The 12,740-nt window shown below is 67.9% G+C and carries 14 protein-coding genes; 12 read left to right on the forward strand and 2 right to left on the reverse strand.

Annotated elements, in window-relative coordinates; translation table 11 throughout:
• Positions 1-117 precede the first annotated feature (117 nt).
• The 7 genes from nhaA (at position 118) to H7A85_RS13225 (ending at position 6,153) form a co-directional block, all read left to right on the forward strand.
• Positions 118-1,323, forward strand: a complete 1,206-nt coding sequence (gene nhaA, locus H7A85_RS13195; RefSeq protein ID WP_182086414.1) for a Na+/H+ antiporter NhaA — start codon at positions 118-120, stop codon at positions 1,321-1,323.
• A gap of 182 nt (positions 1,324-1,505) precedes the next feature.
• The gene (locus H7A85_RS13200) at positions 1,506-2,120 is read left to right on the forward strand and encodes an XRE family transcriptional regulator (protein WP_182086415.1); all 615 of its coding nucleotides are present in this window, start codon (positions 1,506-1,508) and stop codon (positions 2,118-2,120) included.
• Between the two features lie 26 nt (positions 2,121-2,146).
• Positions 2,147-2,920, forward strand: a complete 774-nt coding sequence (locus H7A85_RS13205) for an ATP-binding cassette domain-containing protein (RefSeq protein WP_182086591.1) — start codon at positions 2,147-2,149, stop codon at positions 2,918-2,920.
• A gap of 101 nt (positions 2,921-3,021) precedes the next feature.
• Complete coding sequence (locus H7A85_RS13210) at positions 3,022-3,789, forward strand: transporter substrate-binding domain-containing protein (RefSeq protein WP_182086416.1); 768 nt, start codon at positions 3,022-3,024, stop codon at positions 3,787-3,789.
• 3 nt (positions 3,790-3,792) lie between these two features.
• Complete coding sequence (locus H7A85_RS13215) at positions 3,793-4,482, forward strand: ABC transporter permease subunit (RefSeq protein WP_182086417.1); 690 nt, start codon at positions 3,793-3,795, stop codon at positions 4,480-4,482.
• Positions 4,479-5,168, forward strand: coding sequence for an ABC transporter permease subunit (locus H7A85_RS13220; protein ID WP_182086418.1), 690 nt, complete (start codon positions 4,479-4,481; stop codon positions 5,166-5,168). Before H7A85_RS13215 ends, H7A85_RS13220 begins: the two co-directional genes overlap by 4 nt.
• Positions 5,169-5,193: 25 nt before the next feature.
• Positions 5,194-6,153 carry an arginase family protein gene (locus H7A85_RS13225; RefSeq protein WP_182086419.1) on the forward strand — a complete coding sequence of 320 codons (960 nt, stop codon included), beginning with the start codon at positions 5,194-5,196 and terminating at the stop codon, positions 6,151-6,153.
• 82 nt (positions 6,154-6,235) lie between these two features.
• Here the strand turns inward: H7A85_RS13225 and H7A85_RS13230 are convergent, their stop codons facing one another.
• Positions 6,236-6,661, reverse strand: coding sequence for an Lrp/AsnC family transcriptional regulator (locus H7A85_RS13230; RefSeq protein ID WP_182086420.1), 426 nt, complete (start codon positions 6,659-6,661; stop codon positions 6,236-6,238).
• 138 nt (positions 6,662-6,799) lie between these two features.
• Between H7A85_RS13230 and H7A85_RS13235 the strand changes: the two genes are divergently transcribed.
• From H7A85_RS13235 to H7A85_RS13255, 5 genes are all read left to right on the forward strand, one after another.
• Complete coding sequence (locus H7A85_RS13235) at positions 6,800-7,753, forward strand: arginine deiminase-related protein (RefSeq protein WP_182086421.1); 954 nt, start codon at positions 6,800-6,802, stop codon at positions 7,751-7,753.
• A 28-nt stretch (positions 7,754-7,781) separates the two neighbouring features.
• Positions 7,782-8,822: an ornithine cyclodeaminase gene (locus H7A85_RS13240; protein ID WP_182086422.1), complete on the forward strand. Its 1,041-nt coding sequence runs from the start codon at positions 7,782-7,784 to the stop codon at positions 8,820-8,822.
• Positions 8,823-9,008: 186 nt separating this feature from the next.
• Entirely contained in the window at positions 9,009-9,362 is a 354-nt protein-coding gene (locus H7A85_RS13245; RefSeq protein ID WP_182086423.1) for a hypothetical protein, read from the forward strand.
• A 119-nt stretch (positions 9,363-9,481) separates the two neighbouring features.
• Complete coding sequence (locus tag H7A85_RS13250; RefSeq protein ID WP_182086424.1) at positions 9,482-9,859, forward strand: hypothetical protein; 378 nt, start codon at positions 9,482-9,484, stop codon at positions 9,857-9,859.
• Between the two features lie 89 nt (positions 9,860-9,948).
• Positions 9,949-10,905 carry a sugar-binding domain-containing protein gene (locus H7A85_RS13255; protein WP_182086425.1) on the forward strand — a complete coding sequence of 319 codons (957 nt, stop codon included), beginning with the start codon at positions 9,949-9,951 and terminating at the stop codon, positions 10,903-10,905.
• Between the two features lie 40 nt (positions 10,906-10,945).
• Here H7A85_RS13255 and dhaL read toward each other — a convergent pair whose 3' ends face one another.
• Positions 10,946-12,724, reverse strand: a complete 1,779-nt coding sequence (gene dhaL / locus H7A85_RS13260) for a dihydroxyacetone kinase subunit DhaL (protein ID WP_182086426.1) — start codon at positions 12,722-12,724, stop codon at positions 10,946-10,948.
• Positions 12,725-12,740 lie beyond the last annotated feature (16 nt).

The raw sequence follows: 12,740 nt of genomic DNA on the forward strand, positions 1-12,740 counted from the left end.
GCCCACCTGTTGCAACGCCTGGCCGGCGATGCGATACCGGTCTCGGGTGCGGGTTCATCGTGGATCGGCAGGTGAACGTCGCGTTGGTCGGGCCGCCAGCGGCGGAGATCCGTGCCCTTGCCCTCGTTCCAGACCCGCCGTCCGTTTTCCGCTCTTCGTGCCGTGCTTGGTGGGGAGACCGGGGGCGGGCTCGTCCTGATGGCCTGTGCCGCGCTGGCGCTTCTGGTCGCCAATTCGCCCGCCGGGCCGGCCTATTTCGCGATCCTCGGCGCCCATCTCGGCCCCTTGAGCGTCCTCCACTGGATCAACGACGGGCTGATGGTCCTGTTCTTCGTCGTGGTCGGGCTGGAGATCAAGCGAGAGCTTCTGGACGGCCAGTTGCGGACCTGGCCCGACCGCATCCTTCCCGGCATGGCGGCGCTCGGCGGCATGGCGATGCCGGCCCTCGTCTACCTCGTCGTCAACGCGTCCTCGCCCGACACGCTCCGGGGCTGGGCCATTCCGGCCGCCACCGACATCGCCTTCGCGCTGGGGGTCCTGGCGCTCGTCGGCCCGCGCGTTCCCGTTTCGCTGAAAGTGTTCCTGGCCGCGCTCGCCATCCTCGACGATCTCGGCGCGGTTCTCGTGATCGCCCTGTTCTACACGGCCGAACTGTCGTGGCCGATGCTGGCCGGAGCGGCCCTCGCGGCGGCGGCTCTCGCCGGCCTCAACCGGATCGGCGTCCGCTCGCTCGCGCCCTACGCGATCCTGGGCGTCGTCCTGTGGGCCCTGGTTCTGGGCTCGGGCGTCCATGCGACGATCGCCGGCGTCGTCCTGGCCCTCACCATCCCCTTGCGCGAAAGCCCTGGCCGGCCCGATGTTCGCGCCTCGCCGCTGCACCGGATGGAACATGCGATCCTGCCCTGGTCGGCCTATCTCGTCGTTCCCCTCTTCGGCTTCGCCAACGCGGGGGTGTCGCTGGCCGGCTTCACGGGGTCGATGCTTTTCGCCCCCGTCACGCTCGGCGTCGCGCTCGGCCTCTTTCTGGGCAAGCAGATGGGCGTCTTCGCGACCGTGTGGCTGAGCGTGAAGTCGGGACTGGCTCCTCGTCCGGCGCATGCGTCCTGGACGCAGGTCTACGGGGTGGCGCTCCTATGCGGCGTCGGCTTCACGATGAGCCTGTTCATCGGCCTCCTCGCCTTTGCCGAACGGCCCGATCTCGAAGCCGAGGTCAAGGTCGGCGTTCTCATGGGATCGCTTCTCAGCATGGCCGCGGGCGCCGCGGTTCTCCGGCTGGCTCCGGGCACGCCCTCGTTGCCGCATCAGGGCAAACACACAGGTTGAGCGCCTCGCCGACACCCTTACTGAGGATGCGACGTTTCGGCATCGAAGCGCGCAGCAAGAACCCGGGGCGGTCTCGTTGCCTAATAAGCAACCTATCCGACCCCGTATTTGCTTAATATACGGACTTGAAAAGGCAATGGTTTGGTGAAAAGTTGCCTGTAGAGCAACTTCCGGGCCAGCCGATGAATCAGGCACCGACCACCGACACAGAACTGCCGGACGCCGAGATCGAACCGGTCTCGGGTTCTCCGAACGGTTTCAACGTCGGAGCCCGGCTGCGCGCGTTCCGCCAACAGCGCAACATCTCGATCGACGTCGTGGCGAACAAGGCCGGCGTCAGCAAGTCGTTTCTCAGCCGCTTCGAGCGCGACCTCGTTCAAGCGTCGATCGCCACTCTCCTGCGCATCTGCGATGCGATCGACGTCAAGCCGGGCGCGATCTTCGATCCGCCGGCGACGAGCTTCGTGAAGGCGGGCGAAGGCGCCCCGATCAATCTCGGCGGGGTCGGAATGCGCGAGCGCATCGTCGGCGGTGTCGGCAACGAACACATGATGGCGCTGCATTCGGTCATCGCACCGGGCGGCGGCTCGGGACCGGAAGCCTACGCCATCCGCGCCGATCTCGACCTCGTCCACGTCATCAGCGGCGAACTCGACATATCGGTCGGCGGCGAGGACTACCACATGACGTCCGGGGACACGCTCAGCTTCGATCCGAAGATCCCCCACACCTGGCGCAATCCGTCCACGAGCGAGCCCTGCGTCACGCTGTGGACCATCGTGCCGCCGCCGGCCTGACCTCGTTCCCGTTCTTCGAGCGCACCATGCACAAGCTTCAGATATCCGGCATCCACAAACGCTTCGGGGCCACCGAGGTCCTCAAGGGCGTCGGCCTCGAGGCCGCCGCCGGGGACGTCATCTCGATCATCGGATCGAGCGGCTCGGGCAAGAGCACGTTTCTGCGCTGCATCAACATGCTGGAGCGTCCCGACAGCGGCACGATCCGGGTGGGCGGCGAAACGCTCGAGCTCGTCCCGGATCGGCGCGACGGCACCTTGAGGGCGAAGAACGCAGCCCAGTTGCAGCGGCTGCGCTCGCGCCTCGCCATGGTGTTCCAGAACTTCTGCCTGTGGTCGCATATGAGCGTCCTCGACAACGTGACCGAGGCGCCCGTCAGCGTGCTCGGACTGTCCCGCCGGGAGGCCGCCGAGCGCGCGAAGAGCAACCTTGCCAAGGTCGGGCTGAAGCCCGAGACGTTCGATCGCTACCCCTCCCAGCTGTCCGGCGGCCAGCAGCAGCGTGTCGCCATCGCTCGCGCCCTGACCATGGAGCCGGACGTGATGCTGTTCGACGAGCCGACCTCCGCGCTCGATCCCGAGCTGGTCGGCGAAGTGCTGCGCGTCATGCAGAGCCTGGCCGAGGAAGGCCGCACCATGGTCGTGGTGACCCACGAGATGGGCTTCGCGCGCCACCTGTCCTCCAAGGTGATGTTCCTGCACGAGGGCCGCGTCGAGGAGGAAGGACCGCCAGAGGCCCTCTTCGACGCCCCGCAAAGCCCGCGGCTTCGCCAGTTCCTGGCAGGTCGCCTTCAGGCCTGACGGCCGAGCCGGCCCGGCGCCGGACCGCCCGAGAGATCCCGGTGCCCTTCTCGCGGGGCCGGATGGAATGCGTTCGTTCAAAACCCAATCGGAGACGGCATATGGAACTGCGTGGTATCGTTCTCGGCACCCTTCTGGCGATGGCCCTTTCGGGCGCCGCCCGGGCCGAACAGGTCACGGTCGCGACGGACGCGACCTTCCCGCCCTTCGAGTCGGTGGATGCCGACGGCAAGCTCGTCGGCTACGACGTCGAGCTGATGGAAGCCGTGTGCAAGGCGGCCGAGCTCGACTGCAACATCATCGCCGCCGCCTGGGACGGCATGATCCCGGGGCTGACGGCCGGCAAGTACGACGCCCTGATCTCGCAGCTCACCGTCACCGACGCGCGCCGCAAGATCATGGCCTTCTCCGACATCTACTCGCACCCGACCTTCCGCTTCGTCGCCAAGAAGGGCGCCGGTCTCGACATCAAGCCGGGCGGCCTCGCCGGCAAGACGATCGCGGTGCAGACCGGCACCCCGATGGACGCCTTCGTCACCAAGACCTTCCCCGAGGCGACGATCAAGCGCTACGACGGCGGCAGCGCGCCCTATCTGGAACTGACGGCCGGCCGTGCCGACCTGCACATGAGCTACGAGGCGCAGATCACCCACAGCTTCCTGACGGGCGACAACGCCAGCGGCTTCGAGCTGGTCGGCCCGCAATACACCGGCCAGGACGCGCCGGAGTTCGGCGAGGGCGTCGCCATCGCCATCAACCGGCGCAACACCGACCTCCTCCAGAAGATCAACGCTGGGCTTGCCACCATTCGCCAGAACGGCGAGCTGGCCGCGATCGACGCCAAGTATTTCGGCGCGAACAAGGGCTGAGCGATGATCGGCGGCTATGTCGCATCCGTGCTGGCGGCAGGGTGGATCACCCTGTCGCTCGCCTTCGCGTCGCTGGCATTGGCCGTCCTCATCGGCGTGGCGGCGGCGCTCGCCAAGCTGTCGCGCTCGCGCGTCCTGCGCGTCGGCGCCACGTTCTACACCACCGTGGTCCGGGGCATCCCGGACCTCGTCATGATGCTGCTCGTCTTCTATTCCCTGCCCGCGCTCGTCAACCAGGCGGCGCAGGACCGGGGATACGACCTTTATGTCGAGTTCAGCCCGTTCGTGGCCGGAACCGTGACGCTCGGCCTGATCTTCGGCGCCTACATGACCGAAACCTTCCGCGGCGCCCTGATGAACATTCCCAAGGGCCAGGTGGAGGCGGCCGAGGCCTACGGGCTCGGGCGGTTGCGAATCTTCTGGCGCATCCTCCTGCCGCAGATGACGCGCCTCGCGCTGCCGGGCTTCACCAACAACTGGCTGGTTCTGGCCAAGGCGACGGCGCTCGTCTCGCTTCTCGGCCTGCAGGACGTGATGTTCCGCGCCAAGGGCGCGGCGGAAGCGACCGCCAAGCCCTTCACCTTCTATCTCGTCGCCGCCGGCTTCTATCTCCTCGTCACCGCCGTCTCGCTTCTCGTCTTGTCGCGGATCGCCCGGCGCTACGAGGTCGGCGTCAAGGAGTTGGCCCGATGAGCTGGGACATCATCGCCGACAATCTCGGCTTCTTCGCTGAAGGCGCGCAGCTGACGCTCTGGCTGACGATCGCCTCCCTCGGCCTCGCCTTTCTCCTGTCGCTGCCGCTCGCTCTCGGGCGCAACTCGCACAACGCGATCCTGCGCAACGCCATCGCCGCCTATACGCTGGTGTTTCGCGGCACGCCGCTCCTCGTCCAGCTGTTCCTGATCTACTACGGCCTCGCCCAGTTCGATCTCGTGCGCACCAGCGTCCTGTGGCCCTGGTTGTCGAGCCCGCTGGTCTGCGTCATCCTGACCTTCGTCCTCAACACGGGCGCCTACACGACGGAAATCTTCGCGGGCGCGCTTCGTCACCTGCCGCCCGGCGAGATCGAAGCGGCGAGAGCCTACGGCATGTCGCCCTTCACGCGGGCGCGGCGCATCCTCCTGCCGGCCATGCTGACGCGCTCGCTGACGCTCTACGGCAACGAAACGGTGATGATGCTCCACGCGACCTCGCTCGCCAGCACGGTGACGCTTCTGGAGGTCACGGGCGTCGCGCGCAACATCACCCTCAACTCCTACATCATGTTCGAGCCCTACGTGACGGCGGCCGGGATCTACCTCGCGCTGACGCTGGTACTCGTGCTCCTCTTCCAGCTCGCCCAAAGCCGGTGGGCCGGCTATCTCCAGGCGCGGATCTGACCGCGCCTTGCTCGAAGGACATTCCATGAACCAGAAGCCCGATCTCGGCGCCCTGTTCGGCGCGGGCGAGACCTCGACCTTTCTCGGCCTCGACGCCTGCACCGATCTTTCGACGCTCGACGCGCCGATCGCGATCCTCGGCGTTCCCTGCGCGACCCCTTACGCATCCGTCGGCCCTTATTGCCGCAACGCGCCGGCAGCCCTTCGTCAGGCGACGGCCCCTCTCACCGCCAACCTGGAACGCCACGACTTCGACAGCGGCGGCCAGGTCTTCCCCGAAAAGCGCCTTCGCGCGGTGGACTGCGGCGACCTCGCCTTCGACGAGAGCGACGGGGCGGCCAACCGCGATGCCATTCGCGGCGCCGTGCGCACCATCCTGGATCGCGGCGCGGTTCCCGTACTTCTGGGCGGCGACGATTCCATTCCCATCCCGATGCTGCAGGCGATCGGGGACACGGCCGGGGAGCGCCGGTTCACCATCCTCCAGATCGATGCCCATATCGACTGGCGCCAGACGCACATGAACGAGCCGATGGGCCTGTCGTCCACCATGCGCCGTGCCTCGGAAATGGCGCACGTCGAGCGCATCGTGCAGGTCGGCGCGCGCGGCATCGGATCGGCGGCGACCACGGACTACGAGGATGCGCTGGCCTGGGGCGTTTCCTTCGTGCCCGCGCGCGAGCTGCACCGCGCCGGCGTCCAGGCGGCGCTCGACCTCATTCCCGAGGGCAGCGACATCATCGTGTGCATCGACGCCGACGCGATCGACCCGTCGCTCGTTCCCGGCGTCATCGCCCGCTCGCCGGGCGGGCTCACCTATGACGAGATCACCGACCTCGTGCGCGGCGCGGCCGCGCGCGGTCGCATCGCGGCGATCGACTTCGTCGAGTTCATGCCCGAACGCGACGTCGACGGGATCGGCGCCCTGTTCTTCGCGCGCGTCATCACCACCGCGCTCGGCGTGATCGCCCGCCAGAAGGCCTGACGGCCCCTCTCCCAGCGCCCACCGGAACCGACGGCCTCCCGCGCTTCGAGCTGAAGCCGGGAGGCCGTTTCGCGTTCGGCACTCAGACCGAGCTGAGGAGAATGCTCGTTTCGCTGTTGAGGATGCCGTCGATCTGGCGCACCTCGCGCAGCACCCGGTCGAAGTCGTGGAGCGAGGAGGCGCGAAGCTCGGCGATCAGGTCCCACGCCCCGTTGGTCGTATGCAGCGAATGCAGCTCCGGCATGCCGCGCAGGCGCTTGATGATCGCCGTGGTGGACTTGCCGGCCACCTCGATCATCATCACCGCCCGAATCGCTCCCGCCTCGTTGTCCTGGCGCACGCGCACGGTGAAGCCGAGAAGCGCCCCGCTCTCCGTCAGCCGGTCGATCCGCGCCTGCACGGTGCCCCGCGTCACGCCGAGGATCTCCGCCAGCTTGGACACGGGCGCCCGTCCGTCGCCCCTAAGGACCTCGATCATGCGTCGATCGAGTTCGTCGAACTGGTACATGCAAATTATCCGGTCGGATCGATCGATTTGCGCAATCTATCATGCATTCCTACCCATGTTCGCAATTTCGGCTGTCATTCTGCGCGGCTATCCTCCTTCTCGTTCTCCCTTCTTCCAACCCGTCCGAGATCGTCGTCCATGCGTGGTTTTGCCGTTCAGGCGCCGTCCGGCGTCGTGATGATCCGCCCTCATCACTTCACACCCAACCCCGAAACGGCTGCCGACAACGTCTTCCAGACGGCGGACGGGCTGCGAACGGCCGGCGAGATCGCAGAGGCCGCCTTCGACGAGGTGACGCGCATGGCCGGGCGCCTGCGCGAGGCCGGCGTCACCGTCCACCTGTTCGAGGACGAGAAGCGCGAAACGCCCGATTCGGTGTTTCCCAACAACTGGTTCTCGACCCATGCCGGCGGCCACGTCGCGGTGTATCCGATGTTCAATCCGAGCCGGCGACGAGAGCGCCGCTCCGACGTCGTCGAAATGCTGAAGACCCGCTACCGCGTGCAGGACGTCATCGACTATTCCGGCCTCGAACCCGACAACGTCTTTCTGGAGGGCACCGGCGCGATGGTGCTCGACCATATCGGGCGCATCGCCTATGCGGCGCGCTCCAACCGCACCAACGAGGTCGCGCTGGAGCGCTTCTGCACTCATTTCAACTTCGAGCCCATGCTCTTCGAGGCCGCCGACGCGAACGGGGCGAAGATCTACCACACCAACGTGATCATGTGCGTGGGCACCGAGATCGCGCTGGTGGGAATGGATTCGATCGTGGAGCCCGCGCGCCGGGCCGAGGTGCGCCAGCGTCTGGAGGAAACCGGGCGGCTCGTGGTGGACCTGTCCCATGCGCAGATCGCCGACTTCGCCGGCAACGCGCTGGAGCTTCGCGGACGGGACGGACGCTTTCTCGCCATTTCGGCGCGCGCGGCCGCCTCGCTGACGCCCGCGCAGCGCGAAGCGATCGAGGCGGTGACCCCGCTCCTGCCAATCGAGGTGCCCACGATCGAACTCGCGGGCGGCTCGGTCCGCTGCATGCTGGCCGGAATCCACCTCGCCGAGCGCGGCGAGCAGAATGCAACCCTTTCGGCCTGATCTCCCGACGAAGCGGAAAACCAGAACCATGACCCCCAAGCTGAACGTCGTTCCCTTCGTGAGCGTCGACCACATGATGAAGCTGGTCCTCCAGGTCGGGGTGGAGCGTTTCCTCACCGAGCTGAGCGCCTATGTCGAGGAGGACTTCCGGCGCTGGGAGAGCTTCGACAAGGTGGCGCGCGTCGCCGCCCATTCGGACGAAGGCGTGATCGAGCTGATGCCGACCTCGGACGGGGCGGCCTACGCCTTCAAGTACGTCAACGGCCACCCGAAGAACACGCGCGACGGGCGCCAGACGGTGACGGCCTTCGGCGTCCTGGCTGATGTCGCCAACGGCTATCCCGTGCTTCTCACCGAGATGACCATCCTCACCGCCCTTCGCACCGCCGCCACCTCGGCGGTCGCCGCACGGCACCTCGCCCGGCCGGACAGCCGCACCATGGCGATCATCGGCAACGGCGCGCAGGCCGAGTTCCAGGCCATTGCCATGAAGGCGCTCCTCGGCGTCGATCGTCTTCGCCTCCACGACATCGACCTGGCGGCGAGCGCGAAATGCGCGCGCAACCTCGAAGGACTCGGCTTCGACATCCGCATCTGCGCCTCCACCGCCGAGGCGGTCGAGGGCGCCGACATCGTCACCACGGTGACGGCCGACAAGCAGAATGCCACGATCCTCACCGACAACCTCGTCGGCGCCGGCCTTCACATCAACGCGGTCGGCGGCGACTGCCCGGGCAAGACCGAGCTGCACGCCGACATCCTGCGCCGCGCCGCGATCTTCGTGGAGTACCCGCCGCAGACCCGCATCGAGGGCGAGATACAACAACTCGCGCCCGACCATCCGGTGAGCGAGCTTTGGCAGGTCATCGACGGGCGGACGCCCGGCCGGCGCGACGCGGCGCAGATCACGCTCTTCGATTCGGTCGGCTTTGCCACGGAAGACTTCTCGGCGCTGCGCTACGTCAGCGACAAGCTGGTGGAAGCCCCCTTCTTCGAGGAGCTCGACCTTCTCGCCGATCCCGACGAGCCCCGCGATCTCTTCGGAATGCTGCTGCGCGCCGCAGCCTGAGCGCTGCGCCGCGACCTGATCCTCGCGCACCCCTGTTCCCGAGGGTTCATGGCGGCTTGGCAGAGGGGAGCGGTTGATCGTCGGCCGGCGTTGCCGGATGATCGCCGGTGAAAGCTTGCGAGCGGGGCGGCGTCGACAGGCGCTTCAGCCTTCACCGCGTCGCTTGTCTTCGCCGGGAGGCACCGCATGGAGGATCGGGATGTCGCTCGCAGGATGCCGGTGTGGATGGCCTTTTCCGAGCTCTTCCTCGACACGGAGCTGACCGAGGCCGGGTACCGATCCATTCGCCGCACGCTCCTCCGATCAGGATACGGCAGCCGGGAGTTGCGCGACATTCTGGAGCGCGAGGTCGCGCCCGTTCTCCACGCCAACCTCCTTTCGGGCGCCGGCGTCTGGGACGGCTGGGACGAGGCGGAATTGCGGGCCTCGATCCTCGCCCGCCTGCACGCGCCGGGTAGGCCGCGCCGGGCGCTTCTCCAGCGTTGGCTGCTGCGCAGATTCCTCGAGAAGGAATGGGCACGCATCGACCCCGAAACTTGAACCGGCCGTCGCCGGGCGGAGCCCTTCGCACGTGCGTGGCCAATCGCTTGCGGGCGCGATAGCGTGGAAGGGCCTGGCAACGAACGACCGGGGCCACGACGAAGGGGAAGAGCGAACGCGTGAAGTTGCCCGACCGGTTCGTCTGGCGCCCCCGGGAGGTCGCGCGCGGCTTCGCGCAGGCGATGGACGTCATCCCCTATATCGGCATCCTCGGCTATCCCGTCGCCATCCTTCTCTGGGCGACGGGCCTCATCGGCGAGGCGGAGCCGGGGCGAGGGCAAGCCTCGTGGTGGTTCACCGGCTATGTCGTGGCGCTCAGCTATCTCCCGTCGCTGCTGGTCTGCTTCCTGGTCGAGCGGCAGGCGCGAAAGCGCGGCTGGCCGCGGGTGCGGATGGTGGCGCGAACCGTCCGGTCGGTCCACTTCCTAATCACCTACGCGCCGATGCTCCTTCTCTTGGTGTTGCTGATGCTGCCGAGATCGTGGGTGTCCTTCTGAAGCAGGAGCGCGCTCCGCCGCGGATTTTTCGACCGAGCCCCGGTTCTTTGCCCGGCGCCTGCGACGCAGGCCTATGCTAAGAGCGCCTCATGCGCGCACGATACGAAGCCCTGACCGAAGACCTCGAGCGAGCCCGCGTCGCCTGGCTCTATTTCATCGGCGGGCTGACGCAGCAGGAGATCGCCTCGCGCCTCGGCCTGACGCGGCTGCGGGTCAACAAGATCATCGGACAGGTTCAGGCCGAGGGCCAGGTTCAGGTCGACGTCCGGCTGCCGCTGGTCGACTGCATCGCGCTCGCCGAGGATGTGGGCCAGCGCTACGGCCTCGTCGACGTCGTCGTGGTGCCCGACATCGAGGACTATATCGAGCAGAAGCGCGTCATCGGCGAGGCGGCCGGCGCGATGACGGCGGCGCTGATCGAGGGCCAGGACTTCGGGATCGGCATCGCCAGCGGTCGCACCTTGAGCTTCGCGGTGCGCGCGATCCCGGCCAAGCCGCACCCGAGCTCCTGGATCGTCGGCCTCACCGGGGGCGTCACGCGCTCGTCGGGCACCAACACGTTCGAAGTCGCGACGAGCTTCGCCCGGCTTCTCAGCGTCGAGTGCCACTATCTCACCGCCCCGATCTACTGCGCGACGGCGGAAAGCCGCGAAGCGCTGCTTCTCAACGACGAGCTGACCGACGTTCTCGCCCGCACCGAGATCGCCGACTTCGCGATGACCTCCTGCGGATCGCTCGCAGAGGATACGACGCTCACCCACATCCGCGTCGTGAAGGACCATCTCGACGACATCCTGCGGCTCGGCGCGGTGGGCGAACTCATGGGCTGCTTCCTCGACATGGAAGGGCGCCCGATCGACCATTTCCTCAACGAGGCGGTGATCGCGCTGAGCCCGGACAAGCTGAAGCTGAAGCCCTATTCGGTGCTGGTGTCTGGCGGCACGGACAAGATCCCGATCATCCGCGCCATTCTGAGAGCCGGCTACGTCAACCGGCTCGTCACCAACGAGGGCGTCGCACGGGCCCTTCTGGCGGGCCCGCGCTGAAGCGTTCGAGGAACCATGCGGTGGCGGTTGCCGCCACCCGTCAGGCCGCCCGAACGTCCGGTTCCGAGTTTTCCAAGGCGGCGGTCATGGCGCGCATGATCACGAAGGAGGACGCCGCGCCCGGGTCGATATGACCTTTCGAGCGGGCGCCGAGCTTGGCGGAGCGCCCGCGGCGCGATTCCAAATCGGCTGTGGCCCGCATGCCCGCTTCCGCCCCGTCGCGCGCCGCGCGAAGGACGTCGAGTTCCGAGCCGCCGGCACTGGCGCTTTCGCGCGCGGCCGCCACCGCCGGCACCCAGGCGTCGATCATCGTCTTGTCGCCGGGCTCGGCGCGGCCGCGATCCTGGATGCCCTGGAGGGCGGCGCCCAGCCAGGTCGCGACGCCCGCCGCGTCGAGGTGGAGCCGGTCGCTCACCGCCGCGCCCGCGCGCAGGAAGGCGGTGGCGTAGAGCGGGCCGGACGAGGCGCCGACGGCATCCAGGAACGCCTTGGCCATGCGCTTGCAGATCGCCTCGATCGTGTCGTCCTCGTCGTTGCCGGCGAGCGCGCTCTGCACCGCCTTCCAGCCGATCTCCATCGTGATGCCGTGGTCGCCGTCGCCGATCACGCCGTCGAGTTCGGACAGCCAGGCCTTTTCGGCGATGATGTCGTCGCCGACGCGCCGCATCATCGCGCGGAAGATCGCGGGCGTTACCGCGCCCTCGCGCTTGAGGCTGCGCGGGCCGGCGCCGTTCGAGACGGGCGCGGCGGACACACGCTTCTGCGCGGACTGGACGCTGCGCACGGCGCTCGTCGAGCCCGCCGGCACCGATCCGACCGTCAGGGCGACCGTCCGGCAGGGATGGTCGAGAAGCGTCGCGAGTTCGTCGTCGAGGCGAAGGAGCGTGATGGAAGCGCCCGCCATTTCCAGCGAGGTCGCGTATTCGCCGACCCAGGACCGGTGGATCGAGACGCCGCGCGCGTCGAGGATCTGCCGGACGCGGTTGAAGACGATGTAGAGCTCGACATAGGAGGTCGAGCCGAGACCGTTGACGAGAACCGCGACGCGCGAGCCCTCGCCGGGGTTCAGTTCGGCGAGGATCGTCTCCATCAGCTCGTCCGTCACGGCGTCGGCGGAGGCCAGCGTCTGGCGACGCACGCCCGGCTCGCCATGGAGGCCCATGCCGATTTCCATCTCGTCGTCGCCGATCTCGAAGTTCGGCTTGCCGGTCTGCGGCAGCGAGCAGGCGCCGAGCGCGACGCCCATGGAAAGGGTCGCGTCGTTGGCCTTGCGGGCCAGCGCCTCGACGCGCGCCAGCGGCTCGCCCCGGTCGGCGGCCGCGCCCGCGATCTTGAAGACGAAGAAGTCGCCCGCAATGCCCCGCCGCTCGGCGCGCTTGTCGAAGGGCGCGGAGGCGACGTCGTCGGCCACCGCCACATGGCGCACCGGCACGCCGGAGGCTTCCAGTTCCTCGGCCGCCATGGTGAAGTTCAGGACGTCGCCCGTGTAGTTGCCGTAGAGAAGAACGACGCCCGCCCCGCCGTCGGCCGCGCGCGCGGCGTCGAGGATGTGCTCGGGCGAGGGCGAGGCGAAGATGTTGCCGACCGCCGCCGCGTCCGCCAGGCCCCGCCCGACATAGCCGGCGAAGGCGGGCTCATGCCCCGATCCGCCGCCGACGACGATGCCGACCTTGCCATCGCGCGGGCCATCCACGGCCACGACCGCGCGGCCGGTATGGCCTTCGACGCGCAGGAGGTCGGGATGCGCGCCCGTCATGCCGCCGATCATCTGGTCGATGATCGTCTCGGGAGCGTTGATGAGTTTCTTGGTCTTGGCCACGCGAGGTCTCCGAAAG

The sequence above is a fragment of the Aureimonas sp. ME7 genome, assembly GCF_903970965.1.
Lineage (GTDB): Bacteria > Pseudomonadota > Alphaproteobacteria > Rhizobiales > Rhizobiaceae > Aureimonas.

Excerpts from the sequence above, each read along its gene's own strand:
- H7A85_RS13215 (WP_182086417.1), top strand. The coding sequence starts at position 3,793 with ATGATCGGCGGCTATGTCGCATCCGTGCTGGCGGCAGGGTGGATCACC.
- H7A85_RS13205 (WP_182086591.1), top strand. The coding sequence starts at position 2,147 with ATGCACAAGCTTCAGATATCCGGCATCCACAAACGCTTCGGGGCCACC.
- H7A85_RS13220 (WP_182086418.1), top strand. The coding sequence starts at position 4,479 with ATGAGCTGGGACATCATCGCCGACAATCTCGGCTTCTTCGCTGAAGGC.
- H7A85_RS13240 (WP_182086422.1), top strand. The coding sequence starts at position 7,782 with ATGACCCCCAAGCTGAACGTCGTTCCCTTCGTGAGCGTCGACCACATG.
- H7A85_RS13235 (WP_182086421.1), top strand. The coding sequence starts at position 6,800 with ATGCGTGGTTTTGCCGTTCAGGCGCCGTCCGGCGTCGTGATGATCCGC.
- H7A85_RS13210 (WP_182086416.1), top strand. The coding sequence starts at position 3,022 with ATGGAACTGCGTGGTATCGTTCTCGGCACCCTTCTGGCGATGGCCCTT.
- H7A85_RS13200 (WP_182086415.1), top strand. The coding sequence starts at position 1,506 with ATGAATCAGGCACCGACCACCGACACAGAACTGCCGGACGCCGAGATC.
- H7A85_RS13245 (WP_182086423.1), top strand. The coding sequence starts at position 9,009 with ATGGAGGATCGGGATGTCGCTCGCAGGATGCCGGTGTGGATGGCCTTT.
- H7A85_RS13225 (WP_182086419.1), top strand. The coding sequence starts at position 5,194 with ATGAACCAGAAGCCCGATCTCGGCGCCCTGTTCGGCGCGGGCGAGACC.
- H7A85_RS13230 (WP_182086420.1), bottom strand. The coding sequence starts at position 6,661 with ATGTACCAGTTCGACGAACTCGATCGACGCATGATCGAGGTCCTTAGG.
- H7A85_RS13255 (WP_182086425.1), top strand. The coding sequence starts at position 9,949 with ATGCGCGCACGATACGAAGCCCTGACCGAAGACCTCGAGCGAGCCCGC.